The 22,470-nt window shown below is 65.4% G+C and carries 26 protein-coding genes and 2 pseudogenes; 20 read left to right on the top strand and 8 right to left on the bottom strand.

Annotated elements, in window-relative coordinates; genetic code table 11:
• The first annotated feature begins 168 nt into the window (after nucleotides 1–168).
• The 5 genes and pseudogenes from RCP80_RS12485 to RCP80_RS12465 all read left to right on the top strand — a co-directional run.
• A complete protein-coding gene (locus RCP80_RS12485; RefSeq protein WP_308482619.1) occupies nucleotides 169–720 on the top strand; it encodes a YaeQ family protein in 552 nt (183 codons plus the stop codon).
• A 299-nt stretch (nucleotides 721–1,019) separates the two neighbouring features.
• A complete protein-coding gene (locus RCP80_RS12480) occupies nucleotides 1,020–1,229 on the top strand; it encodes a hypothetical protein (RefSeq protein WP_308482618.1) in 210 nt (69 codons plus the stop codon).
• Nucleotides 1,230–1,568: 339 nt separating this feature from the next.
• Nucleotides 1,569–2,579, top strand: coding sequence for a zinc-dependent alcohol dehydrogenase family protein (locus RCP80_RS12475; RefSeq protein WP_308482617.1), 1,011 nt, complete (start codon nucleotides 1,569–1,571; stop codon nucleotides 2,577–2,579).
• A gap of 43 nt (nucleotides 2,580–2,622) precedes the next feature.
• Nucleotides 2,623–4,308: a GMC family oxidoreductase gene (locus tag RCP80_RS12470; protein WP_308482616.1), complete on the top strand. Its 1,686-nt coding sequence runs from the start codon at nucleotides 2,623–2,625 to the stop codon at nucleotides 4,306–4,308.
• Nucleotides 4,309–4,396: 88 nt separating this feature from the next.
• Nucleotides 4,397–4,801, top strand: a pseudogene (locus RCP80_RS12465) (LLM class flavin-dependent oxidoreductase); the annotation flags it as partial.
• A 19-nt stretch (nucleotides 4,802–4,820) separates the two neighbouring features.
• Here the strand turns inward: RCP80_RS12465 and RCP80_RS12460 are convergent.
• Nucleotides 4,821–6,457, bottom strand: a pseudogene (locus RCP80_RS12460) (IS1634 family transposase).
• A gap of 70 nt (nucleotides 6,458–6,527) precedes the next feature.
• Nucleotides 6,528–6,734 (bottom strand): hypothetical protein, encoded by a 207-nt coding sequence (locus RCP80_RS12455; RefSeq protein ID WP_308482615.1) that lies wholly within the window; start codon nucleotides 6,732–6,734, stop codon nucleotides 6,528–6,530.
• A gap of 38 nt (nucleotides 6,735–6,772) precedes the next feature.
• Here RCP80_RS12455 and RCP80_RS12450 point away from each other — a divergent pair, with 38 nt between their 5' ends.
• Together RCP80_RS12450 and RCP80_RS12445 are read left to right on the top strand one after the other, a co-directional pair.
• Nucleotides 6,773–8,092, top strand: coding sequence for an IS256 family transposase (locus tag RCP80_RS12450; protein WP_064961518.1), 1,320 nt, complete (start codon nucleotides 6,773–6,775; stop codon nucleotides 8,090–8,092).
• The gene (locus RCP80_RS12445) at nucleotides 8,064–8,828 is read left to right on the top strand and encodes an LLM class F420-dependent oxidoreductase (protein WP_308482820.1); all 765 of its coding nucleotides are present in this window, start codon (nucleotides 8,064–8,066) and stop codon (nucleotides 8,826–8,828) included. The genes RCP80_RS12450 and RCP80_RS12445 overlap by 29 nt, the downstream gene beginning before the upstream one ends.
• Before the next feature lie 15 nt (nucleotides 8,829–8,843).
• Here RCP80_RS12445 and RCP80_RS12440 read toward each other — a convergent pair whose 3' ends face one another.
• Nucleotides 8,844–9,953: an oxygenase MpaB family protein gene (locus RCP80_RS12440; protein ID WP_308482614.1), complete on the bottom strand. Its 1,110-nt coding sequence runs from the start codon at nucleotides 9,951–9,953 to the stop codon at nucleotides 8,844–8,846.
• 366 nt (nucleotides 9,954–10,319) lie between these two features.
• On the opposite strand from RCP80_RS12440, the gene RCP80_RS12435 reads away from it, so the two are divergent.
• The 3 genes from RCP80_RS12435 to RCP80_RS12425 all read left to right on the top strand — a co-directional run bounded on the left by RCP80_RS12435 (nucleotide 10,320) and on the right by RCP80_RS12425 (nucleotide 11,768).
• On the top strand, nucleotides 10,320–10,478 hold the full coding sequence (locus tag RCP80_RS12435; protein ID WP_308482613.1) for a hypothetical protein: 159 nt from the start codon (nucleotides 10,320–10,322) through the stop codon (nucleotides 10,476–10,478).
• Nucleotides 10,479–10,554: 76 nt separating this feature from the next.
• Nucleotides 10,555–10,881, top strand: coding sequence for a transposase (locus RCP80_RS12430; protein ID WP_308481889.1), 327 nt, complete (start codon nucleotides 10,555–10,557; stop codon nucleotides 10,879–10,881).
• Nucleotides 10,878–11,768, top strand: coding sequence for an IS3 family transposase (locus RCP80_RS12425; protein ID WP_308481888.1), 891 nt, complete (start codon nucleotides 10,878–10,880; stop codon nucleotides 11,766–11,768). The genes RCP80_RS12430 and RCP80_RS12425 overlap by 4 nt, the downstream gene beginning before the upstream one ends.
• 43 nt (nucleotides 11,769–11,811) lie before the next feature.
• Here RCP80_RS12425 and RCP80_RS12420 read toward each other — a convergent pair whose 3' ends face one another.
• Together RCP80_RS12420 and RCP80_RS12415 are read right to left on the bottom strand one after the other, a co-directional pair.
• Entirely contained in the window at nucleotides 11,812–12,234 is a 423-nt protein-coding gene (locus RCP80_RS12420) for a nuclear transport factor 2 family protein (RefSeq protein WP_308482612.1), read from the bottom strand.
• A 52-nt stretch (nucleotides 12,235–12,286) separates the two neighbouring features.
• On the bottom strand, nucleotides 12,287–13,021 hold the full coding sequence (locus RCP80_RS12415; RefSeq protein ID WP_308482819.1) for an SDR family NAD(P)-dependent oxidoreductase: 735 nt from the start codon (nucleotides 13,019–13,021) through the stop codon (nucleotides 12,287–12,289).
• Between the two features lie 121 nt (nucleotides 13,022–13,142).
• Here RCP80_RS12415 and RCP80_RS12410 point away from each other — a divergent pair, with 121 nt between their 5' ends.
• On the top strand, nucleotides 13,143–13,742 hold the full coding sequence (locus tag RCP80_RS12410; RefSeq protein WP_308482611.1) for a TetR/AcrR family transcriptional regulator: 600 nt from the start codon (nucleotides 13,143–13,145) through the stop codon (nucleotides 13,740–13,742).
• Here the strand turns inward: RCP80_RS12410 and RCP80_RS12405 are convergent.
• The 3 genes from RCP80_RS12405 to RCP80_RS12395 are packed head-to-tail and all read right to left on the bottom strand — an operon-like array spanning nucleotide 13,716 to nucleotide 16,363.
• A complete protein-coding gene (locus RCP80_RS12405) occupies nucleotides 13,716–14,699 on the bottom strand; it encodes an NAD-dependent epimerase/dehydratase family protein (protein ID WP_308482610.1) in 984 nt (327 codons plus the stop codon). The two genes, RCP80_RS12410 and RCP80_RS12405, sit on opposite strands and share 27 nt — an antisense overlap.
• Before the next feature lie 43 nt (nucleotides 14,700–14,742).
• A complete protein-coding gene (locus RCP80_RS12400) occupies nucleotides 14,743–15,687 on the bottom strand; it encodes an SDR family oxidoreductase (protein WP_308482609.1) in 945 nt (314 codons plus the stop codon).
• A gap of 37 nt (nucleotides 15,688–15,724) precedes the next feature.
• A complete protein-coding gene (locus tag RCP80_RS12395; RefSeq protein ID WP_308482607.1) occupies nucleotides 15,725–16,363 on the bottom strand; it encodes an NADPH-dependent F420 reductase in 639 nt (212 codons plus the stop codon).
• Between the two features lie 91 nt (nucleotides 16,364–16,454).
• Here RCP80_RS12395 and RCP80_RS12390 point away from each other — a divergent pair, with 91 nt between their 5' ends.
• The 9 genes from RCP80_RS12390 to RCP80_RS12350 all read left to right on the top strand — a co-directional run bounded on the left by RCP80_RS12390 (nucleotide 16,455) and on the right by RCP80_RS12350 (nucleotide 22,467).
• Nucleotides 16,455–16,937 carry a MarR family winged helix-turn-helix transcriptional regulator gene (locus RCP80_RS12390; RefSeq protein ID WP_308482606.1) on the top strand — a complete coding sequence of 161 codons (483 nt, stop codon included), beginning with the start codon at nucleotides 16,455–16,457 and terminating at the stop codon, nucleotides 16,935–16,937.
• 91 nt (nucleotides 16,938–17,028) lie between these two features.
• Nucleotides 17,029–17,853: a formate/nitrite transporter family protein gene (locus tag RCP80_RS12385; protein ID WP_308482605.1), complete on the top strand. Its 825-nt coding sequence runs from the start codon at nucleotides 17,029–17,031 to the stop codon at nucleotides 17,851–17,853.
• A gap of 69 nt (nucleotides 17,854–17,922) precedes the next feature.
• Nucleotides 17,923–19,173 (top strand): HNH endonuclease signature motif containing protein, encoded by a 1,251-nt coding sequence (locus RCP80_RS12380; RefSeq protein ID WP_308482604.1) that lies wholly within the window; start codon nucleotides 17,923–17,925, stop codon nucleotides 19,171–19,173.
• Nucleotides 19,174–19,252: 79 nt separating this feature from the next.
• Complete coding sequence (locus tag RCP80_RS12375) at nucleotides 19,253–19,633, top strand: hypothetical protein (protein ID WP_308482603.1); 381 nt, start codon at nucleotides 19,253–19,255, stop codon at nucleotides 19,631–19,633.
• Between the two features lie 18 nt (nucleotides 19,634–19,651).
• Complete coding sequence (locus RCP80_RS12370; RefSeq protein ID WP_308482602.1) at nucleotides 19,652–20,296, top strand: vWA domain-containing protein; 645 nt, start codon at nucleotides 19,652–19,654, stop codon at nucleotides 20,294–20,296.
• 104 nt (nucleotides 20,297–20,400) lie between these two features.
• Nucleotides 20,401–21,012, top strand: a complete 612-nt coding sequence (locus RCP80_RS12365) for a DUF4178 domain-containing protein (RefSeq protein ID WP_308482601.1) — start codon at nucleotides 20,401–20,403, stop codon at nucleotides 21,010–21,012.
• A gap of 8 nt (nucleotides 21,013–21,020) precedes the next feature.
• Nucleotides 21,021–21,542 carry a DUF2617 family protein gene (locus RCP80_RS12360; RefSeq protein ID WP_308482600.1) on the top strand — a complete coding sequence of 174 codons (522 nt, stop codon included), beginning with the start codon at nucleotides 21,021–21,023 and terminating at the stop codon, nucleotides 21,540–21,542.
• On the top strand, nucleotides 21,539–21,973 hold the full coding sequence (locus RCP80_RS12355) for a DUF4247 domain-containing protein (protein ID WP_308482599.1): 435 nt from the start codon (nucleotides 21,539–21,541) through the stop codon (nucleotides 21,971–21,973). The genes RCP80_RS12360 and RCP80_RS12355 overlap by 4 nt, the downstream gene beginning before the upstream one ends.
• Nucleotides 21,974–22,008: 35 nt before the next feature.
• Nucleotides 22,009–22,467, top strand: a complete 459-nt coding sequence (locus tag RCP80_RS12350) for a DUF350 domain-containing protein (RefSeq protein WP_308482598.1) — start codon at nucleotides 22,009–22,011, stop codon at nucleotides 22,465–22,467.
• The last annotated feature ends 3 nt before the right edge of the window (nucleotides 22,468–22,470 follow it).

Genomic DNA, 22,470 nt, shown 5'->3' with positions numbered 1-22,470 from the left:
CAAGCCGGGGCCGCGCCGGACCGTCCTCCACGGGGTTGACCTGGCGTTGCTGCATGGTGTGTGCCAGGGGTCTATCGGGCGCGACTCGATCCGAAGACTAGCGCCGCGGCCTGATCACTCCAAGCGGCCTGACTGCTCGGGGCACACCACCTGGGTAGACAATAGGATGTGGCTCTTTCTGCAACAGTGTTCAAAGTCGAGCTTGGCGTCTCCGATATCGATCACGGTTACTACGCCGATCACACGCTGACCGTGGCCCGTCATCCCAGTGAGACCGATGAGCGGATGGTGGTGCGGTTGTTGGCGTTTGGGCTGCGCGCACACCGGCTCAGCGACGTCGACGGTGAGTTGGCGTTCGGGGCGGGGCTCTCCGCCCCTGGCGTACCGGACTTGCGGCTCGCGGACTATACGGGCCGGATCCTCGAGTGGATCAACGTTGGCCAGCCCGATGGACGCGCCTTGGGCAAGGCAGCCAGCCAGGCCGACCAGGTGGTGCTGTTCCCCTTCGCCGCCGGAGTGAACACCTGGTGGCACACCGTCGGCCCCAAAGTGGCCGGGCTACCGAACCTGTCTGTGGTGCAGATACCGCATGAGCCGGTGCAGCAGCTGGCTCAGACTGTCGATCGACGAGTCGCGGCGCAGGTGATGGTGATGGAAGGTCAGGTGACGATGACCGTGGGCGGTGTCGACGTCACCTTCACGCCCGAGCCATTGCTGTGAACGTCCGAGCCCGAGGTGCTAGTCGATAGCGTTAGCGCCATGGACGCTGACGTCATCGTTGTCGGGGCGGGCGTCCGGCCGCATCGAGGGAACACCGACGCACCACGCCGACCGCACGCGTGAGCGAACAAACTTGCTTCGGAGCCGCGCACGGGCCTTGCCACGCGTTCCCGATGCGCTGCTGCGCGGCGGGAAGGAATACGGCGAGATCGAATATGCAGCGTTACCAGTGGCGTGGCGATGACCGGTCCGAACTGACCGGCGGCACGATGCTTCCGGTCGCGCCGTACGCTCACGGCGTGCAGAACGTGACCTTGGCAAGCGCCGCGTCCACGGCGGCGCTGACGGTGGGGTTGGCGGCCTATTCAGCGTTGCTCTTGGCCGGCATCGCGGTGGCGATCTACGACGCACGCCGGCACCGCCGGGGCCGGGCGATCGCCGCCGCGGTGATGGTCGGGGTGCTGACCCTGGGCGGGCTGGTTATCGCGATCGTCAGCAGCGCCGGGTGAAAGTGACGACACGGAGGGCGTGAACACCGGATGGTTTGCGGCCTCCGGCGACTCCCTGCCCACAAAGCACGCTGGGGCCTACGCTTTATCCGTCTCGATCAGCGCACGTAAGCCTTCGGCGATTTCGTCGACGAGTAGTCGCTCCGGCCCTTCGTAGAGGTTCTGCGAGCCTCGTCCGGACCGCTGCCGGACGACTACGTGAGCGCAGTTTTCACATCGCTGCTGCAGGCATTCGGATCGTTTCGGGCAAGACCGATGGAATTACCTGAGCGTCGAAAACGCTACATTCGGAACCGCGCCGCTCCCGTCGCGCATCCGAAACCACGGTGAGGAACGCATATGACTGATCCGATGAAGGCCGTTGTCCTCGCCCGTTTCGGAGGGACCGATGCTTTCGAGTTGCGCGACGACGTCTCCGTACCGCAAGTCGGACCCCGCCAGGTACGGGTGCGCGTCCATGCGACCGCCATCAACCCGCTCGATTATCAGATCCGTCGCGGAGACTATGCGGATCATGTACCGCTCCCGGCGATCATCGGGCACGACATCTCCGGCGTGATCGAGGAAGTCGGATCGGAGGTGACCGAGTTCCGCGTCGGTGATGCGGTGTACTACACGCCCCGGATCTTCGGCGGTCCCGGCTCCTACGCCGAGCAGCACGTCGCCGACGTCGACCTCGTCGGCCGGAAGCCGGAGAACCTCAGTCACCTGGAGGCTGCGAGTCTGACTCTCGTCGGCGGAACGGTCTGGGAGTCCCTGGTGACCCGAGCCCAGCTCGCTGTGGGAGAAACGATCCTCATCCATGGCGGCGCGGGCGGTGTCGGCACGATCGCGATCCAAGTCGCGAAGGCGATCGGTGCCCGAGTGATCACCACCGCGAAAGCCGACGACCATGAGTTCGTGCGTTCTCTCGGAGCGGATGCGGCGATCGACTTCACTTCGATGGACTACGTCGATGCCGTAGCCGAGATGACGCGAGGCAAGGGGGTCGACGTCGTCTTCGACACGATCGGTGGCGACACGCTCACCCGAAGCCCGCTGACGCTCACCGACTTCGGACGCGTCGCCAGCATCGTCGATATCGCGCAGCCACAGAACCTCATCGAGGCGTGGGGCCGCAACGCCGCGTATCATTTCGTCTTCACGCGACAGAACCGAGGAAAGCTGGACGCGCTCACCACGCTGGTCGAGCGCGGTCTCGTGAAGCCGGTCATCGGCGCGACTCTTCCGCTCGCTCGGATGGGCGAAGCCCATGAGCTCTTGGAGAACCGGCGGTCGTACGCACTCCGTGGCAAGGTCGCGATCGATGTGGTGGGCGAAACTGTTTCGACTCCCCCGCGCACCTCGTAGCGGAACGCTCCAGGCACTCGGCAATGGCGGTACGGTGCCAGAAATGAGCCCTGTGGCCGAATTCGACTTCATCGTCGTGGGAGCCGGCAGTGCAGGCTGTCTGCTCGCCAACCGGCTCAGCGCCAACCCCGATCATCGGGTGCTTCTGGTTGAGGCCGGTGGCAACGACAACTGGTTCTGGATCAAAGTGCCGGTCGGCTACCTGTACACCATTGCCAACCCCCGCACCGACTGGTGCTTCACGACCGAGGCTGATCCAGGTCTGGCCGGCCGCAGCATTCACTACGCGCGGGGCCGCGTGATCGGCGGCTCCTCGTCGATCAACGCCATGATCCATATGCGCGGACAGGCCTCCGATTACGACCTGTGGGCCCAGGCCACCGGTGACGATCGCTGGCGTTGGGGCGGACCGGACGCTACCGGCGAGACACTGGCGATCTACAAGAAGTTGGAGGACTACTTCGGCGGCGCCGACGATTGGCACGGCGTCGGCGGTGAGATCCCCGTGACGCGACCGCGGGTGCGTTGGAAGATCCTGGACGCCTGGCAGGCCGCCGCTGCCGAGGTGGGCATTGCCCCGATCGATGAGTTCAACCGGGGAGACAACTCCGGCAGTGCCTACTTTCATGTCAACCAACGGCGTGGCCGTCGCTGCTCGATGGCCGACGCCTTCCTGCATCCCGTCGCCCACCGGCCAAACCTCACCATTTACACCGACACTCAGGCCTTGCGCCTCCTGATGGATGACCAGGTCCGCGCGGATCAGCGTCGCGGCGCGTGGACCACCGCACAGCACCGCGCCACCGGTGTGCGGCTGCGCAAAGACGGCCAGATCATCGACGTCGCAGCCCGTAGCGAGGTGATCCTGAGCGCCGGTGCGATCGGGTCGCCGCATCTGCTGCAGGTTTCGGGTCTGGGCCCGGGCGGGCTGCTCACCGAGCATCAAGTTCCGGTGGCCGTCGATCTACCGGGAGTCGGTGAAAACCTCCAGGACCACCTACAGCTGCGAACGATCTACCGGGTGCGGGGCGTGCAGACCGTCAACACGCTGTACCGCAATTGGATCACCCGTGGCGGCATGGGACTTCAGTACTTGTTGCTGCGCTCGGGACCCATGACCATGCCGCCCTCCACGCTGGGCGCTTTCGCCAAAAGCGATCCCGCGCTGAGCAGTCCAGATTTGGAGTGGCATGTGCAGCCCTTGTCGTTGGCCAAGTTCGGCGAACCGCTGCACCCTTTTGGAGCCATCACTCCCTCGGTCTGCAATCTGCGACCCAGCTCGCGGGGCCATGTGCGCATGGCCAGTGCAGATCCGCTGACCAACCCGAAGATCTCCTGCAACTACCTGTCCACCGACGCCGATCGTCAGACCGCCCTGCGCGGCCTCCGGATGACCCGGCAGATCATGGCGGCGCAGCCCCTGGCCCGCTACGGCCCCGAAGAGTTGCTTCCCGGCACCCAACTGGTGAGCGATGAGGATCTACAGCAGGCGGCCGGTGAACTCGGCACAACCATCTTTCATCCGGTCGGCACGTGCGCGATGGGAGCCTTCGACTCCCACGGTCTGCCGCGGGTGGCCGCGACGGTACTCGACACCGACTGTCGGGTATACCGCGTCGCCGGTCTTCGAGTGGTTGATGCTTCGGCGATGCCCACCATCACTTCCGGGAACACCAACGCGCCGGTCATGTTGATCGCAGAGCGCGCAGCGCGCGCCATCCTGGGATGAGTCCCCCGACGTCGGCGTGCCCGCCGGAATAAACCCCGCGGCCGGTGACTTGGCTCAAGAGTCACCCTCTCCCGGACTCAGGAGCATCATGACTCGTCCCGTCCGCGTCGCCGTGCAGATCCAGCCCGGCGGCACGCCAGATTTCCGCACCTGGCGCGACGCCGTCCTGGCCGCCGACGACCTCGGCGTCGACGTAATCTTCGGCTACGACCACTTCCACAGCCCGGCGATGGAGGCCATCGTCGACGGCAAACCAATCCTGTCGGACGAGCAGCCCGACGTCGCCAACTTCGAGGGTTGGACCGCGCTCGCGTCGTGGGGCGAGATCACCTCACATGCCGAGATCGGACTCCTCGTCACCGGCGTCGGCTACCGCAACCCGGACCTGCTCGCTGACATGGCGCGCACCGTCGACCACATCAGCGGCGGTCGGCTGATCCTGGGTCTCGGCGCAGGGTGGTACGAAAAGGACTACACCACTTACGGTTACGACCTGAGTTTGGACATTTCGCTTAGTACCCAGGATTGAAGGCGAGGTCAGTGAGGATCTTGCGCTCGGTGTCGGGAATCGCTGGGGGGAAGGTCTGTGTGGCGCCGTTGATGTGGATGGTCGCGGAGCGCAGCGGCCGCAGGTGCTTGACGACTTTGGCGATGGACAGTCCGGTCCGGGATTGGATGGCGTGGGAGACGGCCAGTGCGGCGAACACGATGGTCAGGTGGGCCTCGATGGCATCGCGCATGCGGTTGAACATGGGTCGCGCGTCGAGATCGGTCTTGGACATCCGAAATGACTTCTCGACGTGCCAGAGGTCGTGGTACTTCGCGATGACCTCGGCGGCCGGCATCAGCGTTATCGGCACGTTGGTCACGTAGCCCTTGAGTCCGACCAGGGATTGGGCGCGGGCCAGGCTGGCCTCGTCGAGCGCGCGGTTGTCGCCGCGGGTTTTGACGAATCGTGCTGTCTTGGCCTTCTTCTCGCTGGAGACGATCGCCCGTGCTCGGGCTTCTTGGGCGGCGAGGGTTTTCTCGTCGCGGCGCGCGCGTTTGGCTGAATACGACCAGATCGCCCGCCACGCACCAGTGTCGCTGTCGGGGTTCCAGACCGGTTCGGCACGCAACTTGGTGTCGTTGACTTTGACGTTGCCGTGCCGCGGTGTCACTGTGTCGATGATCTGACCGTCGGTGAAAAGATCACCGTTCCAATGGAAGTGTGATTCCAGATCGCCGGGCGCCTTGGTGACCCGCGAGCCGACGATGAACGACAGCTCACGCTCATCGAGCGCTGCGAGGTTGGTCTGCGACAGCATGCCCGCGTCGGCGGCCACCACCATCGGCGTGCCCTCAAGGTTGTGGCGGTCCAGGAAGCTGGTGATGATCGGCACGATGGTGGTGGTTTCGGCGGTGTTGCCTTCGAAACAGCCTATTTTCAAGGGGAATCCGGTCCGGTCCACCAGCAGACCGACCACAATTTGAGGGTCGACTCGACGTTCCTTCGAATACCCAACCTTGCGCAGCGAGTCCTCGGATTCAGCTTCGAAATACAGGGTGGTCACGTCGTACAAGATGAGGGACAGCCCACCGCAGTCGGTGGCGTAGGCGAAGCATTTCTCGGCGATGATGTCGCGGTGTCCGCTGGCGTGGACCTTGCGGACATGGCGGTCAATGGTCTTGTAGGACACCAGTTGGGCGCCGAGATCAGCCAATACTCGCGACGCGTCGAGCTTGCTGGTCGGCTCGACGATCCGTGCAATCACCAGATCCCGGAACACCGCATCGCCGACCGTATCGAACCCGAGCCAGTCATAGACGTGGCCGAGGATGTCGTAGAGCAGACGCGAGCTGGCCCCGACCGTGCGCCCCGGCGGCACCACTGGGGCCGCGACCGTCGACTTGGGCGGCCCGGCGATCAACGTCTGCTCACGGAAATCGGCCACATCGGCCATCGATTGGGCACGGGCGGCCACTTCGAAATCCAGCGCTGCCTGACCGCCGACCACCATTGCGTGGCCTGCTCCAGCAGAATGCCCAGATCAGCGTCGGTGTGTGCCGACCCCAAATGCGCCAGGATCACCACCCGGCCCTGGTCTTTGCGCGCTACCTGCACCGCCACCGCGCCCGAGGCGGTGCGCACCTTCCGCACGTACGCCACCGCACGAACCTACCGGTTTAGTACCCCAAAACACCCACCCACGCGATAGAAACCGCAGGTCAACCAATTATCAAACGGGAAAGTAGGCCGGGGTGTCCAAACTCAGGGCACGCCAGATTTCCGCACCTGGCGCGACGCCGTCCTGGCCGCCGACGACCTCGGCGTCGACGTAATCTTCGGGAGCAATGATCAGAACCTGTGGATGAGCCTCGGTGAGGGGGCGTGAAAGTGGGCGCACCTTCCCGAGGATGATCTGAATATCCGAAGGTCCGATCATGAGCCGGCGTTGGCGCGCTGGTTCGGGAAGGTACGCCCATGCTCACCGTAGTTCACGATGCCATCGAGGCCAACGAAAGCACTGGCGGTGCTGGTCGGTCGTTGTTGGACGAGATCGTCCGCGACGGCGCCCGTCAGATGCTGGCCGCCGCGTTGAAGGCTGAGGTCGCCGCCTACGTGGCCCAGTTCGCCGATCAGCTCGATGAGAAGGGGCATCGGCTGGTGGTCCGCAACGGCTATCACCAGGCCCGCGAGGTGCTGACGGCAGCCGGGGCAGTTGAGGTGAAAGCACCGCGAGTCAACGACAAACGCGTCGACCCCGACACCGGTGAACGGAAACGGTTCTCCTCGGCGATCCTGCCGGCCTGGGCACGCAAGTCACCGCAGATGAGCGAAGTGCTGCCGCTGCTGTACCTGCACGGGCTGTCCACCAGCGACTTCACCCCCGCTCTGGAGCAGTTCCTGGGCTCGGGTGCCGGGCTCTCGGCCACCACGATCACCCGGCTGACCAGCCAGTGGCAGGACGAGGCCCGCGCGTTTGCCGCCCGGGACCTGTCGGGCACCGATTACGTCTACCTGTGGGTCGACGGCATCCACCTCAAGGTCCGCCTGGACCAGGAAAAGCTGTGTCTGCTGGTGATGCTCGGCGTGCGCGCGGACGGCCGCAAAGAGCTCGTGGCGATCACCGACGGCTACCGGGAATCGACCGAGTCGTGGGCTGATCTGCTGCGCGACTGTAAACGACGCGGCATGACCGCACCCGTGCTCGCCGTCGGCGATGGCGCACTCGGCTTCTGGAAAGCGGTACGCGAGGTGTTCCCGGCCACCAAAGAACAGCGGTGCTGGTTTCATAAGCAAGCCAATGTGCTTGCCGCCCTGCCGAAATCAGCGCACGCGTCGGCGTTGTCGGCGCTCAAGGAGATCTACAACGCCGAGGATATCGACAAGGCCCAGGTCGCGGTCAAGGCCTTCACGGTCGACTTCGGGGCCAAGTACCCCAAGGCGGTCGCCAAGATCACCGACGATCTGGACACCCTACTGGAGTTCTACCACTATCCCGCCGAGCACTGGATCCACCTACGCACGACAAATCCGATCGAAAGCACCTTTGCCACAGTACGTTTGAGAACCAAGGTCACCAAGGGGCCGGGATCACGTGCGGCTGGTCTGGCCATGGCCTACAAGCTCATCGACGCCGCCGCGGCCCGCTGGCGTGCCGTCAACGCACCACACCTGGTCGCCCTGGTCCGCGCCGGCGCGGTCTTCCACAAGGGCAAACTGCTCGAACGCCCCACCGAAATCACCCCACCGACACCGCCCTCAGACGGCGATCAGCAAGCCGGAACGGAGGTCGCCTGAAACACGCCGATCCACAGGTATTGACAATTCCTCAATCTTCGGCTACGACCACTTCCACAGCCCGGCGATGGAGGCCATCGTCGACGGCAAACCAATCCTGTCGGACGAGCAGCCCGACGTCGCCAACTTCGAGGGTTGGACCGCGCTCGCGTCGTGGGGCGAGATCACCTCACATGCCGAGATCGGACTCCTCGTCACCGGCGTCGGCTACCGCAACCCGGACCTGCTCGCTGACATGGCGCGCACCGTCGACCACATCAGCGGCGGTCGGCTGATCCTGGGTCTCGGCGCAGGGTGGTACGAAAAGGACTACACCACTTACGGTTACGACTTCGGCACCTTCGGCTCCCGGTTCGATCTGTTCGACCAGAGCCTGCTCCGTATCGAAAACCGGCTCGCCGCACTGATTCCGCCGCCCGTACGCAAACTACCGATCCTCATCGGCGGTACCGGGCCGAAACGCTCGCTGCCCGCCGTTGCCAGGCACGCCGACATCTGGCACGCGTTCCAAGGCCTAGACGCGTTCCGCAGGTCCAGTGCTCGCGTCGATGAGTTGGCAGCAACGTTCGGCCGCAACGGCGCTGACATCGAACGCTCGACGCTCTGGGAGAACGCCGACAGCGCCGATGCCTTCCGCGAGGCGGGAGTCACTTTGTTCCAAACCGAGCTCACCGCCAACGACGGTTACGAGCTCTCGTCTCTCAAACAGGTGCTCACTTGGCGCGACAACGGCTGAGGCCCAATCGACCTGTCAACCGGAGGTCGGCATCCCATTCGTCGCATCTGTTGGTGCATCTGCCCGCGCAGCGCGGCGGGCGCGGCTGTCCCGGAGTGCCTGCTGTGCGGACTCCAGGGTGATGTTGCGCGGATCGATGCCTTCCCGCTCGAAGGCACTCACCGCAATCGGCAAGTAGAAGAACTTCAGCGGAAGTAGGCGTTCGAGAACCGCAAAAGACCGCCGGTACATGCGCATAAAGCGGCGCGAGATCTCCTCGTCCTCGGGGGTCCACTCCAAATTAAACAGCTTCCGCACATGAGGCGGATAACTGTTGACCACGACTTGCCGCCGCCCCGCTACCCACGGCCACACAAGCTTCTTCATGACTGGAGGCCACCACCGTGGCGCAAGGCGGGGCTCCACAAATTGTTCCAGCATGACCTGAGTGACCTGTGTGTTCACCAAATGATTGCGTTCGATGTTTTCCAAATAGCGCTCGAAATCGTCGTAAGTATCCGGTTGTGGACTATCGTCCACTCCCCATATGCTGTACCACTCCTTGGATTCCTCGAATATCTGCTCCTTCATCGCCCGTGGCATGGCGCCTTCGAATTCCAGCTGCTCGGCTACCATTATTATCAGATGATAAAAGAAGGTCACATGCGCGAAATAGAAGGTTTCCGCATTTAAAGCATGATACGTGCCGCCCTGCAGTGTGCCTCTGATCGGCTTGTGCATGTTCCGGGTCTTCAGCCCGTATTTCTTTGCGTCTTCCGGCGCGTCGTACACCGCGCCATAAATGTACTCACGAGATCGCTGACGCCGCACTTTGGATATCTTGGCGCGCGCGCTGAAAGAACTGTCGCCGCTGAACAGAACGGAACTCGAGGTCGCCTGCCCCATCTGCGGCCACGCCCCGGCAATGGGACCCAATACGCCGCTCCCGTAGAACATCACATCGAGACGGCCCCAATACTTCCAAATCAGGGAATCAGCGGGAATCGGATGCTGGACAAGGTCATTTCGTGACAAACTGTGGTCGCCGGTATATTCCGTCACCGTGGCTTCTTCCGGAATAATCGACTCCGGATCAAATGTTGTCTGCATGATTTTCTTGAGTGCCCTGATACCGCGGACCGCCATGTCAAGCTCCTCGCGTTGCCGATACCCGCTACCTGGTTAACGTCGCAGTGCCCGGCAGTTCACGCACCCAGGCCTCGGGTGGCTGATCGGCCGTCCTCTCACATAACCACAGCTAACGCGGCCTGTGTCTAGTTCTGGTGGCTTGGTGACTTCCTTTTCGGCGTCGATAGTCGCGTACGCGGCACCTTCGCCCAACTCGCCGGCAACTACGCGCTCGACATCCGAGGGGGTCTCGCTGTGCACAGCAAACGCCAGTTAATTGGCGGGGCCGGTTTCCTCGCGTACTCGGCTTGGCGAATCAGACGTCATATCCAGGGTCGGGGGCATAACGGCCCCGGCAACCGGTCACGGGCGGATAATTGCTCTATGTCGACTGCGCTATGGATCTTCGTTGCGGTACTCGCCGTCGGCTCGGTCGCCGGCGGGTTGTTGCGGATGCGCGCCTGGTTGCAGAAGCCGGCCCCGCCCGAGGTGATCGAGGCCGCGCAACGCCGAGAAGAGGCAGACGAGGCAGACCGCGACTGATGGCCCGACTGAGGTTCCCCAGAAGTAGTGGACATCTGAGATAGCGGGACGGTGGTCCCCTTGGAAGGATGTTCGTATGTCTGGTCGTCGGCGTTCGTTTACCCCGGAGTATCGGGTGGAGGCTGCGCATCGGGTGATCGATGGGAACCGGCCGGTCACCGAGGTTGCCCTCGAGCTGAATTTGCATGAGAACCTGCTGCATAAGTGGGTGAGCCAGGAGCGTCGGCGGATGGCGGCCGCCGACCGGGGTGAGGTACCCGATCCTGGGGGTGGTAGCCAGCCACTTTCGCCGGATGAACGGGGCGAGTTGGTACGGCTGCGGGCGAAGGTGGCCGAGCAATCCAAGGACATCGCGTTCCTGGAAAAAGCGTCGGCGTACTTTGCGGGCAAGCATCTAAGGTGAGCCGGTTCGAGCTCATGGCCGCAGAGTGCGCCTCCTCCGACGTGACCCGCATGGCCCAGCTGCTGGGGGTGTCCACCTCGGGCTACTACAAGCATCGGGACCGGCTGTCGGCTAGTGAGCCGACGCCACGGGTCCAACGCCGCCGTGATCTGGAAGTCAAGATTCTGGCCCACCACAAGGACTCCGGCGGCACGTACGGCTCACCGCGGATCACCGCCGATCTGCACGATGCCGGAGAACGGGTGTCGGCTAACACCGTCGCGGCGATCATGGCCGATCTGGGCATCGAGGGCATTAGCCCACGCACCTTCAAGACGACCACAGTCGTCGATCCTTGTGCGTCGTTCCCACCGGATCTGATCGGCCGTCGTTTTGACCAGGGCTGTATCGATGCGGTGTGGTCCTCCGACATCACCTACCTGAGCTGTGGGGAAGGCGACATGTACCTGTGTGCGATCCGCGATGAGCATTCGCGACGGGTGCTGGGCTGGGCGGTCGATGACCACATGCGCACCGAGTTGGTGACCACCGCGGTGGATCGGGCGGTGTTCACCCGCGGCGGCCACGTCAAGGGCGTCATACTGCAATCGGACCGCGGCACCCAGTACACCTCCCACGACATGGCTGCCGCAGCCAGCGCCCACGGGCTGCGGCGCTCTATGGGTGCCACCGGCATCTGCTGGGACAACGCCGGCGCGGAGGCGCTGTGGTCGACGTTCAAACACGAGCATTACTACCGGCACACTTTCGCCATAAAGGCTGAATTGATTGCAGCAGTTGACAATTGGATGCGATTCTACAATCATCAACGTAGACATTCAGCGATCGGAATGCGCTCACCCATTACCTACGAGCGCACGCTGAAAGTCACCCTGGAAGCAAGCTAACCGCGTCCACTTGTTCTGGGGAACCCCAGACAACCGAACAGGGTCAGGCTTCGGTGAGTAGTTCCCAAGGCTGCACGCCGAGCAGGCCAGCGAGGCGGCCCTGCATCTGGACGCCGGACGGCAGCGGGCGCCACCAGATGGTTACCTCGGCGATCTTGCCGTCCGCGTCGAGCAGGATGTAGTCCATGCCGTCGACCACGGTGTCGTCGATCTGCAGCCGGAAGTACGCGGCGTGGTGCGTCTCGCCGCTGAGGACCTCCTTGTAGGTCAGGTCGGTCGCCACCGTGCCGACCGTCCGGATGGCTTCCAGGACTGCGTCGTGGCCGGTGAGTGGTTCATCGCTGAGTGGGCCGTACAGCACCACGTCCTCGGCGAGGATTCCGGCAAGAGCGTCTTTGTCAGCACCGCCGTGCATGCAGTCGACAAACAACGTCACGGTGTCGCGGTGCGGGGCCAGCGTGGTCATGGTTGCTCCTGATGTCCTGTGTTGATTGTGGTTTGCGAGACCTGATCGCTGGCTAGATCACCGTGGTGCCGCCGTCGACAACCAACTCCATGCCATTGACATAGCTCGAGTCGTCCGAGGCGAGGAACAACGCGGCCGACGCGATCTCCTCCGGGCGGCCCATCTCGCGCCGCGGGATCACGGACTCGAACTGCGCCTTGGCCGCCTCGTCCATCACCTCTGCCAACATCGGCGAGGCGACCTGGCCGGGGGTCAGCACGTTCACCCGAATCTTCCGGTCCCGCAACTCGGACACCCACACCCGGGCGAAGGCGGGCAGCACGGCCTTGCTTGCCGCGTACACGCTCCAGTTGGGGTAGCCCCGCAGCGATGCGTTCGACCCGGTCATAAAGATCGAGCCGCCATCGTTGAACAGCGGCAGCGCCTTCTGGACCGTGAACAGCGTGCCGCGCGCGTTCAATCCGAACGCGGCATCAAAGTCCTCCTCGGTGATCTCGCCGAGCCTGCTCTGCGCGCCGGTGCCGGCACTCGCCCACAATACGTCGATCGAGCCCTTCTCCCCCTCGACCGTTTCGAAAAGCCGATCCAGATCGTCCAGGTTGGCCGAATCACCCTGCACGCCAGTCACGTTGCGGCCGATCTGCTCGACGGCCTCGTCCAGCGCGTCCTTCCGTCGACCCGAGATGAAGACGTGAGCCCCTTCGTCGGCGAACAACTTGGCACCGGCCAGCGCCATTCCGCTTGTCGCGCCGGTGATCACCGCGACCTTGCCATCGAGTTTTCCCATGATCGCTCCGTCCATCGGGCCGATGTTATGTACACCGATCTGTGTGCCTAACGTACTCCCGCAACCGTGAGGATTGCAACTATGTACACCGATCGGTACCCAATTGGGCTACGCTGGGTGCATGACGGACCTGGAGAAGGGACCGCGGGGCCTGCGCCGCGGCAGGGGCGCGCGCGAGCGCATCCTCGCCGCGTCCCGACAACTGTTCCGCGATCAAGGCATCAACAGCACTGGCCTGGACCAGCTCTGCGCGGTGGCCCAGGTGTCCAAACGCACGTTCTACCAACACTTCACCGGCAAGGACGAGCTGATCGCCGAGCACCTACGCCGATTCGATCCCGAAATCCTGCCCGAAGTGTTCGACCGCACCGACCTCACGGCCCGCCAACGGCTCCTCGCCGCCTTCGACATTCACGCGCCGCTGTGCCCGTTCATCGCGGCGGCCGTCGAGATCCCCGATGCGGACCACCCCGCACGCGTGCACGCCCGCGACTATAAGAAGGCCTTTGCCGCGCGCCTGACCGAAACCGCGCGCGAGGCCGGCGCCGCCGATCCCGAGCAGCTCGGTGAACAACTTGCGCTGCTGCTCGATGGCGCCTCGGCCCGCAACCGAGTCCTCAACGCCGAGACGTTCGCCACGGCCGCCGCCATCGCAGCCGTCCTCATCGACAACGCCATCCCCGCCGAGGCGGGCTCAGCTCACGGAGCCGGCCAACGCTGACAAGGTCTCGGCAGCACTGTATTTGGGCTGCCATCCGAGCTGATTTCTGGCCTTACTGGTGTCCATCACGGCCGATGCGCGACCGGCGTGCAACCACTCCAGCGCCGACGGCACGAACGGCAGCCGCGCCAACACCTCCGATGCGGCCACTGCCGCAACATGTGGCACCTTGATCGGCCGTGCGCCCAACGCTCGGCCGACATCCGACATCGTCAGCCACCCGTCGGCGGCGATGTTGTACGCCCCGGGCGGCGCCGTCGTAGAGGTGACCGCCAGGACGATCGCCGACGCGACGTCGTCATGGTGCACCAACTGCAACGGAGTGCCGGGGTCCGGCACCAGCGGTTTGAGCACCGGCACCGCCCGAGTGAGTCGACGCACCGCCCCGGGCAGGTGATTCCACGGCATGGCCTCGGCCAGCGCCGGCGCCTTGGGCCCGGCGACGATGCAGGGCCGCAGCACATACACCTGCAGCGACGAACCGGCGGTGGCCTCGGCCAGCGCCTCCTCACACGCGGCCTTCTGTTCGGAGTAATAGTGCTCGGGCGTGCCCCGCGTGGGTACGTCCTCGGTGATGGGCACCGGGTTGTCCGCGTGGTAGCCATAAGCGGCCACCGACGAGGTGTAGACGAGTCTGCGCGGCCCACCGGTCGCGGCGGCATCAAAGACGTTGCGAGTGCCCGCCAGATTGATCCTGGCGCTCTCGTCCCGCGTGCCCATGATGATGAACGCGAGGTGCACGACGACGTCGACGTCGGCGACCAACGCATCGACGGCACCGCGATCCAGGATGTCGCCCTGCCGGTAGACCGTCTTCGTCCATCCGCGAGCGGCCGGGTCGAAGGGCCGCCGCGCCATGCCGACGATCTGCGTGACGTCGGGATGTTTCTCGAGCGCCTCGATCGTCGAGATCCCGATCTCCCCCGTCGGCCCGGTGACCGCGACGTGAAGTGCCATGCCGACTGCTGTTCCCGGCTTGGGCAGGGGCAAAACCGTAGGCCTACGCCGTCAGCCGGCCGGGGAAGTAATTCCCGTTGTCCAGATCGGCGAACAGGTTGGGCTGAGCAGGTTCCCAGCCGAGGCTCTGGCGCGTGATCAGGTTCGAGGCCGGGAGGTCCATCGTGACCAGATTTGTGAACATGCCGAAGTATCCCGGCAGCATCAGTACGTCCACGGGAATGCTCACGGTGGGCAGGCCCAGGCGGCTCCCGATGGCCTCGGCGATTTCACGGAAAGGGATGCCCCCGTTTTCACATGCGTGCCAATATCTGCCAGCCGGGCCCTGCTCCAGCGCCAAACGGAACAACGAAGCTGCATCGCGGATGTGCACGGCGCCCCACAGATTCTCGCCGTCTCCCGGGTAGCCGACGAAGCCCTTCTCCTGTGCGAGCGCGATCAGTCCCGGGAGGAAGCCGGCACTGTCGGTCGTGCTGTGCGCGATGGGCGGAAGCCGCACGACCGAAGACCGCACTCCCCGCTCGGCGAGGCCGACGACGGCGCGCTCCACGGCGTTGCGAGCACGCAGGGTGCCCTTGTGCTCGTCGCCGCTGGGAAGGGCCGGGTCCTCCTCGGTAGCCGGTCGGCCCAGGGCGCCGGCCGAGCCTATGCTGCCGGCCGCCACCAGCGGCTTTCCGGTTCCCGCGAGTGCCTCGCCGTACGCGAGCACGATCGGGAGCTCCGCGGCGGCCACGGCGTCAATCCCGCCGGACGGAAGCAGATCTTGCCGGTGCGCGACGTGGACGACGCCATCGGAGTCCACGGCCGCTTCCTTGAGCCCGTCGAGATCCTCGAGGCCGCCGCGATGCACCGTTGCGCCGAGCGCGGTCAGGGCCGCCGCGGCCGTGTCCGACCGGGCCAGGGCGGTCACCTCGTGTCCGGTGGCGATGAGCTCGGGGATGATGTACGAACCGGAATGGCCGGTCCCGCCAACGACGAAAACGCGCATGTGACTGTCCTTTTGGTGTGGGGTGGTCCGGGTGCGCTCAGCTGAGAAACCTGACGCCGAGGACGAAGTTGGTGTGCTTGACGGAATTGGCGACGAGGCCAATCTCCAGGAGGCCGGCGTTCTCCAGCGCCCGCGCCATGGGCAGCTGACCGGCGTCCATCGGGCGCAGTCCCAGGCTCTCGATGAACGCCGACACCCGTGCCTTCGCCTGCGGGTCATCTCCCGCGACGAACACGTCCAGGGGGTGTCCCTCGGCCGAACCGGCGGCCAGAACATGGGAGAACAGGGTGTTGAACGCCTTGACGACATGCGCGCCTGCGGGGGCGGCCGCCTTGGCGATCTCCTGCGCGCCGGAACTGCCTTCGGGCGTGACAAAACCCAAGGCGTCAGGGCTGACGGGGTTGGTGATGTCGACGATGATCTTGCCGCGTAGGGCGTCCCCGTACTCGCTGACCACCGCGGCCGCGCCGGCGTACGGCACGGCGAGGATGACGATGTCCCCTGCCGGGGCGATGCCGGGCGTCCCGACGGTGGGGCCACCGCCGAGGGCGGCAGCCAGTTCCTTGGCTTTGGCCGGGTCGCGGCCGATGATCTCGACCGCGTTGCCACCCGCCAGTGCCCGGCCGGCCAGGGCGCGTGCCATGTTCCCCAGGCCGATGATGCTGATGCTGCTCATGAAGTGTCCCGTCATTGGTCGCAATTGTTGACGTCTCAACCATAAGGGGATTTTGGTGATGCGTCAACCAATTCCGGTAGCATCGACGCCCATGGAACCGAACTGGCTGAACGCTCGTGAAGACCGCGCCTGGCAGGCCTTCGTCGACGCGCATCATCAGCTTGAAGCGCGCCTGGCCCGGCGCCTACAGGTAGCGGGCCTGTCCGGGGCCGACTACGAGGTCCTGGCGGCGCTCTCGGGGTTCGACGGGGACCGCATGTCCGCCCGCGACCTGTGCAACGTACTGGCGTGGGAGAAGAGCCGTCTCTCCCATCAGCTGCGGCGCATGCAGAAGGACGGGCTGATCAGTCGCGAACCCAACCCCGACGACGCCCGCAGCATCATGGTCCGCCTGCTGCCGGCCGGCCGCGCTGCCATCGAGAAGGCGGCACCCGGGCACGTGGCGGACGTCCGCCGGAACTTCATCGACCTGTTCACCTCGGCTGAACTCGACACGCTCGCCACCCTCAACGAACGAGTCCTGGACCACCTGGCCACCAGCCACGACTCCCCCGGTGCCGACGAGCCTGCGTAAGCCGCACCAGCCCTGATCGCCGGCCTGGTTGCGCGACCACGTTGCGGGTACTCCAAGGTGTCCATCCATTGCCGGCGTTGGGAGACCTGACGTGAGCGACACCAGTCAGCGCCAACTCGGCGAAACCGACAGCCCGCTCGAGGACGAACTCGAGGACGCGTTCAACAGGACGGTCGACGAGGGCACGCAACGTCTGCACCGCCCCTGGCGCGAGGTTCTGATCACTGGATTCTTCGGCGGCACCGAGGTCGCGATGGGCGTCCTGGCGTACCTCGCGGTGCTACAGGCGACGGGCAATCAGCTCCTGGCGGGCCTGGCGTTCTCCGTCGGGTTCCTCGCCCTGCTGCTGGGCCACAGCGAACTGTTCACCGAGGGTTTCCTTGTACCGGTCATGACCGTGGTTGCCAAGCGTGGCAGCGTTCGGCAACTCCTCAAGCTGTGGGGCGGCACCCTTGCCGCCAACCTGGCGGGCGGCTGGGTGATCATGTGGCTGATCATGACGGCGTATCCGAAGCTGCATGCCCAGACCGTGGAATCGGCCACGCACTTCGTCACCGCTCCGCTTTCTGCGGAGACGATCGCACTGGCACTGCTCGGCGGGATGGTCATCACGCTGATGACCCGCATGCAGCACGGCACGGACTCCGTTCCCGGAAAGATCGCAGCGGCCGTTGCGGGGGCCTTTCTGCTCGCAGGGCTGCAGATGTTCCATTCCATCCTCGATTCCCTGCTGATCTTCGGGGCGCTGTTCACCGGTGACGCGCCGTTCGGCTACCTCGATTGGCTCAGCTGGTTCGGCTACACCTTGGTCGGAAACATCTGCGGCGGTTTGATACTGGTGACTTTGTTGCGGCTGTTGCGCAGTAAGAACCGGCTGCAGGAAGAGCGCAGCGACGCCGAGGCCGAACCCGGGTGAGCCAACCGCGGTGCCTGGAGCAGACCGCGAGCCCCGGAACTTGTCGTACCCCTCTGCGATGCTGATGTCATGTTCCCGCCGACGCCCCCAGCCGTCGCTGAGGCGTGCCCCGGCGAGCGTCTCGAGGTGCTTTTCGACGAGTTGGCCCAGTTGTGCGGTCAACGCAACGCCATCGATGGACGCATCGTGGAGATCGTTGCCGAGGTGGACCGCGACGGACTGTGGGGCAACACCGGCGCGAAGTCGGTGCCGGCGTTGGTGGCCTGGAAGACCGGCACCTCACCGAACAACGCCGAGACCATCGCAGCCATCGCCCAGCGACTCGAGGCGTTTCCCACCTGCGCCCAGGGCATGCGGGAAGGCCGCCTGTCGCTGGACCAGGTCGGCGTGATCGCCCAACGCGCCGCCGACGGATCCGACCAGCACTACGCGCAGCTGGCCGGCGTCGCCACCGTCACCCAACTGCGCACCGCCATCAAACTGGAACCACGCCCCGAACCCGACCCTCGGCCCGCACCGCCGCCGGCGATCACCAAGACCACCAACGCCGAGTTCACCGACTGGCGCATCAGATTGCCCCACGACTTGTCGGCCACCTTCGACGCGGCGCTGCAGTCCCACCACGACGCGCTGATCGCCGAGTGGAAACGCGACCACGACAACACCGCCGACACCGCCGACCAACAGCCTCCGCTGCCGACCAACACCGAGGCGTTCATGCGCCTGGTTGAGTCCGGATGGGACACCGAGGTGACGCTTCGCCCCCACGGACACCGCACCACCGTGGTGGTACACCTCGACGTCAAAGACCGCATCGCCGCCCTGCATCTGGGCCCGCTGCTCTCCGACTCCGACCGGCAATACCTGACGTGTGACGCCACCTGCGAAGTGTGGTTCGAACGCGACGGCGAACCCATCGGCGCCGGACGATCCACCCGCACCATCAGCCGCCGGCTGCGCCGCGCCCTCGAACACCGCGACCGCTGCTGCGCCGTACCCGGTTGCGGAGCCACCCGAGGCCTGCACGCCCACCACCTCGTGCACTGGGAAGACGGCGGCCCCACCGAACTGAGCAACCTCGTACTGCTCTGCCCGTATCACCACCGCCTGCATCATCGCGGCCGCATCACCATCACCGGCCCCGCCCACCGGCTCACCGTTACCGACAGCGCCGGCCGACAGCTGCCGCCCGGATCACTGGCGCGCCCACCGACAACCCCGCCACCGGCCGTCCCACCCTGCCCCGGACCCACCGGCGAACGCGCCGACTGGTGGTGGTACCAACCCTTCCAACCACAAGCACCGCCCACGACCAACTAGGCGAGTCCGGCCCAACTCGTCGTCGACCGCCTTGTCCGCAGTTATTGCGGAGTCCGCAGTTTCTGCGGTATGGTGGCTCATGTCCAACCGCTACAAACTGATTCGCAAGCACCTTGAGCAGGCGGAATCGGCCGATACCGCTGCCCAGGCGCTACACCACCTTCGGACTGTCCTCACCGACGTCGGCCAGTTACTCGACGAGAAGCTGGCCAGTGCCGTCGTCGACGATGAATTGTCGCTCGCGGCAGCTGGGAAACACGCGGGCCTTACCGAGAACGCGGTGGGGCCGCGACTGGCCAACACGGCCAGACTGGCGCCGTACGCCGGGACGAGAGGCCGCGTCACCGCCGAAGACGTCAAACGTGCCCGCCAACACAAGTACGCCCGTCAGCCGCTGCCGCCGGTGGCCCCCGCCGAACCGATGCGATTCAAACCACGCCGAAAAGCTAACCCCTCCTAGCGATCTCGAAGGATTCTCATGACAGACCCGAATCACACCCGGCTCGTGTTCCTGTTGGACCGGTCCGGCTCGATGCAATCGATCAAGTCCGACGTCATCGGGGGTTTCGATGCATTCCTCGCCGAGCAGCGCACCGGCGAGGGCCTGTGCACCGTGACGTTGGCGCAGTTCGATGACGAGTACGAACTCGTCTACCGCGGCATCGCCCTCGCACAGGTGCCTCCGCTGGCGCTGTTCCCGCGCGGCAGGACGGCGCTGCTGGACTCCATGGGCAAGCTCATCACCGACACGGCCGCGGAACTCAACACCCTGCCCCAGGACGCCAGGCCGGGCACAGTCGTCGTGGCGATCATGACCGACGGCATGGAAAACGCCAGCACCGAATGGCGTCGGCCCGACATCAAAGCCCTCGTCGAGCAACAGACCAACGACCATGGCTGGGAGTTCCTCTACATGGGTGCCGATCAAGATGCCGTCGAGGCGGGCAGGGACCTGGGCGTCAAGGACGGGCAGGCCATCACCTACGCGAAGGGCAAATCCCGCGAGGCGATGCTCGCGGCCTCGGACAACATCCGCGGCTACCGCAACGCCAGGGCGCAGGACCCAGTCGCCGCGATGCCCGAATTCACCGCCGGCCAGCGCGCGCAACTGGCCGAGGAGTGAGCCGGCCCCGGCAAACGCGAAATCAACGTTTGCCGTGAGCGCTGTTACCGTCGGGTGCTAGGTCGACCAACCACATCACGGGCACACCGTATGGAAGGGTTCGCGTGGAAACGCTGCTGATATTGCTGGCTATCGGGTTGTTCATTGCCGCGATCGTCGTGTTCATCAATGCGCGGCAACGGCCCCGCGAACCCAAACAGCGTGCCCAGCGGCAGGATCCACTGAAGTTCGCCACGATACCGACGTTCGGACCGCGCCAACTCGGCCCCGGCGCCATCGTCAGCTACGGCGGCATCGATTACGTCGTGCGCGGATCGGTCACGCTGCGCGAGGGCCCCTTCGTCTGGTGGGAGCACCTGCTGGAGGGCGGCGACGGCGAGCCGATCTGGTTCGGCGTCGAGGAGGACGAGGGCCGGCTCGAGCTCACGATGTGGACGCGACGCAAGGATCTGGCACTGCAGCCCGGCGGGCCCCACACCGTCGACGGCGTGAGTTTCCACGAGACCGAACGCGGACGGGCCTCCTACACCACCGAAGGCACGACGGGCCTGCCGGCCGGCGGCGACATGGACTATGTCGACTACGCCGACACCGGCGAGACCACATTCCTCGGCTTCGAGCGCTGGGCCCCCGAAATGGGCTGGGAGGTGTCGTTCGGCCGCACAGTTTCGCCCGGCGAACTCACCGTCTACCCCGCACCCCCCGCCGACGCATAGGACTCCTGTTGCCGCTCCACGAACTCGCTGTGTCGCCGACGGATGTCAGCGGCGCGGGCCTACGCCTGGCGCTCAATGCGCCCGCCCCGCGTCCGCTGGCGTCCTGGCGGCTCACCCACCCCGACGGTGGCGCGCTGCTGTTGGCAGTCCTGGGCGCATCGCACCTCATCACGGTGGAAGACCCCAACACGGATGCCGATCCGGGACGTTTTTCCGAGCAGGTCTCGTGCGCGGTTCGCAGCCACGACGACGAACTGCCCGAGCGCGCCGCCGCACCCGGTTATCAGCTTGAGTCGCGCATGACCACCCACGACGAGTCGGCGTTTCGTCAACTCGCGCGAGAGCTGCGCGACCGTTGCGCGGGCGACCCCGAGTGGCTCGGCGGCGCGTTCCCCGGCGACGACGCGGCTCTCACCGCGCTGACCGCCCAGCCCGACGGTGCGGGCTGGCGCTGGCAGACCTGGCACCTGTACCCCGCCCCCGGCGCCGGCGGGACGGTGGTCCACACCGCCAGTCGGTGGAACCCGTGAGCAGGACCCGCCTGTACCTTATCGCGGCCGCGCTGGCGATCGCTGGCCTGGCATGCCTGATATGGGGAATATCGTTGGCGTCGAAAGATATTCGCACCCATGTGGCGGAAAACTACGCAGCGTACTCACACGGCACGGAGGCCTCGAGTTATGAGTGCACCGGAACACCCAGCGAGGTGGCCGACCGCCTCGTCGCCTACCAGCGTCCCGAAGCCCGCGCCACCGACCGTGGCATCGAATACCTGCGCTACGACGACGACATCGTGATCGTGGGCCCAGACGGCAACCGGCCGTGCACGATTCGCGTCGAAGATGTTCGCGGCAGCAGCTACCGCGGGGGCGCATTCATCTTCCTGGGCCCCGGCTTCTTCCCCGGTGCTCCGTCGGGCGGTTCGGGCGGCAGCCCCGGCGGCCCGGGCGGGGCAAAGTGACGCCCGCATGGCACACCTACGCAAGGAGATCGTGAATGTACACCGCCGCCGTCGAGTTCGGAACCATCAGCGCTGAGGGCCTCACCCAGAACGTCGTCGCCGCGCTGCTCTACTTCCTGGTCGGCGCCCTCGTGCTGGTGACCGGCTTCGTGATGGTCGACCTGCTGACCCCGGGCAATCTGCGCCGGCTGGTGTTCGTCGAGCGCCGGCCCAACGCGGTGGCCGTCGCCTCGGGAATGTATGTGGCGCTTGCCATGGTGGTCGTCAGCGCGATCGTCGCCAGCTCCAGTGCCCTCGGCCAGGGGCTGGTCGACGCCGCCGTTTACGGGCTGGTCGGCGTCGCGCTGCAGGGGGTCGCGCTGGTGGTGCTCGAAGTGGTGGTGCCCGGCCGGTTCCGCGACCTGATCGTCGGCGAGCGACTGCATCCGGCGGCGATCGCGACGGCCGTGGCACTGGTGGCCGTGGGAGCGGTCAACGCCGCCGCGCTGTCATGACCC

Source organism: Mycolicibacterium sp. MU0053 (assembly GCF_963378095.1).
Lineage (GTDB): Bacteria > Actinomycetota > Actinomycetes > Mycobacteriales > Mycobacteriaceae > Mycobacterium > Mycobacterium burgundiense.
The sequence above is the reverse complement of the archived record's forward strand: the minus strand, read 5'-3'. Positions and strand labels throughout refer to the sequence as shown.

Bases quoted from the DNA above. Each gene is read 5' to 3' on its own strand.
- RCP80_RS12475 (WP_308482617.1), top strand. From the start codon at position 1,569: ATGACTGATCCGATGAAGGCCGTTGTCCTCGCCCGTTTCGGAGGGACC.
- RCP80_RS12470 (WP_308482616.1), top strand. From the start codon at position 2,623: ATGAGCCCTGTGGCCGAATTCGACTTCATCGTCGTGGGAGCCGGCAGT.
- RCP80_RS12455 (WP_308482615.1), bottom strand. From the start codon at position 6,734: ATGATCGGACCTTCGGATATTCAGATCATCCTCGGGAAGGTGCGCCCA.
- RCP80_RS12450 (WP_064961518.1), top strand. From the start codon at position 6,773: ATGCTCACCGTAGTTCACGATGCCATCGAGGCCAACGAAAGCACTGGC.
- RCP80_RS12440 (WP_308482614.1), bottom strand. From the start codon at position 9,953: ATGGCGGTCCGCGGTATCAGGGCACTCAAGAAAATCATGCAGACAACA.
- RCP80_RS12435 (WP_308482613.1), top strand. From the start codon at position 10,320: ATGTCGACTGCGCTATGGATCTTCGTTGCGGTACTCGCCGTCGGCTCG.
- RCP80_RS12430 (WP_308481889.1), top strand. From the start codon at position 10,555: ATGTCTGGTCGTCGGCGTTCGTTTACCCCGGAGTATCGGGTGGAGGCT.
- RCP80_RS12420 (WP_308482612.1), bottom strand. From the start codon at position 12,234: ATGACCACGCTGGCCCCGCACCGCGACACCGTGACGTTGTTTGTCGAC.
- RCP80_RS12415 (WP_308482819.1), bottom strand. From the start codon at position 13,021: ATGGGAAAACTCGATGGCAAGGTCGCGGTGATCACCGGCGCGACAAGC.
- RCP80_RS12410 (WP_308482611.1), top strand. From the start codon at position 13,143: ATGACGGACCTGGAGAAGGGACCGCGGGGCCTGCGCCGCGGCAGGGGC.
- RCP80_RS12405 (WP_308482610.1), bottom strand. From the start codon at position 14,699: ATGGCACTTCACGTCGCGGTCACCGGGCCGACGGGGGAGATCGGGATC.
- RCP80_RS12400 (WP_308482609.1), bottom strand. From the start codon at position 15,687: ATGCGCGTTTTCGTCGTTGGCGGGACCGGCCATTCCGGTTCGTACATC.
- RCP80_RS12395 (WP_308482607.1), bottom strand. From the start codon at position 16,363: ATGAGCAGCATCAGCATCATCGGCCTGGGGAACATGGCACGCGCCCTG.
- RCP80_RS12390 (WP_308482606.1), top strand. From the start codon at position 16,455: ATGGAACCGAACTGGCTGAACGCTCGTGAAGACCGCGCCTGGCAGGCC.
- RCP80_RS12380 (WP_308482604.1), top strand. From the start codon at position 17,923: ATGTTCCCGCCGACGCCCCCAGCCGTCGCTGAGGCGTGCCCCGGCGAG.
- RCP80_RS12375 (WP_308482603.1), top strand. From the start codon at position 19,253: ATGTCCAACCGCTACAAACTGATTCGCAAGCACCTTGAGCAGGCGGAA.
- RCP80_RS12370 (WP_308482602.1), top strand. From the start codon at position 19,652: ATGACAGACCCGAATCACACCCGGCTCGTGTTCCTGTTGGACCGGTCC.
- RCP80_RS12350 (WP_308482598.1), top strand. From the start codon at position 22,009: ATGTACACCGCCGCCGTCGAGTTCGGAACCATCAGCGCTGAGGGCCTC.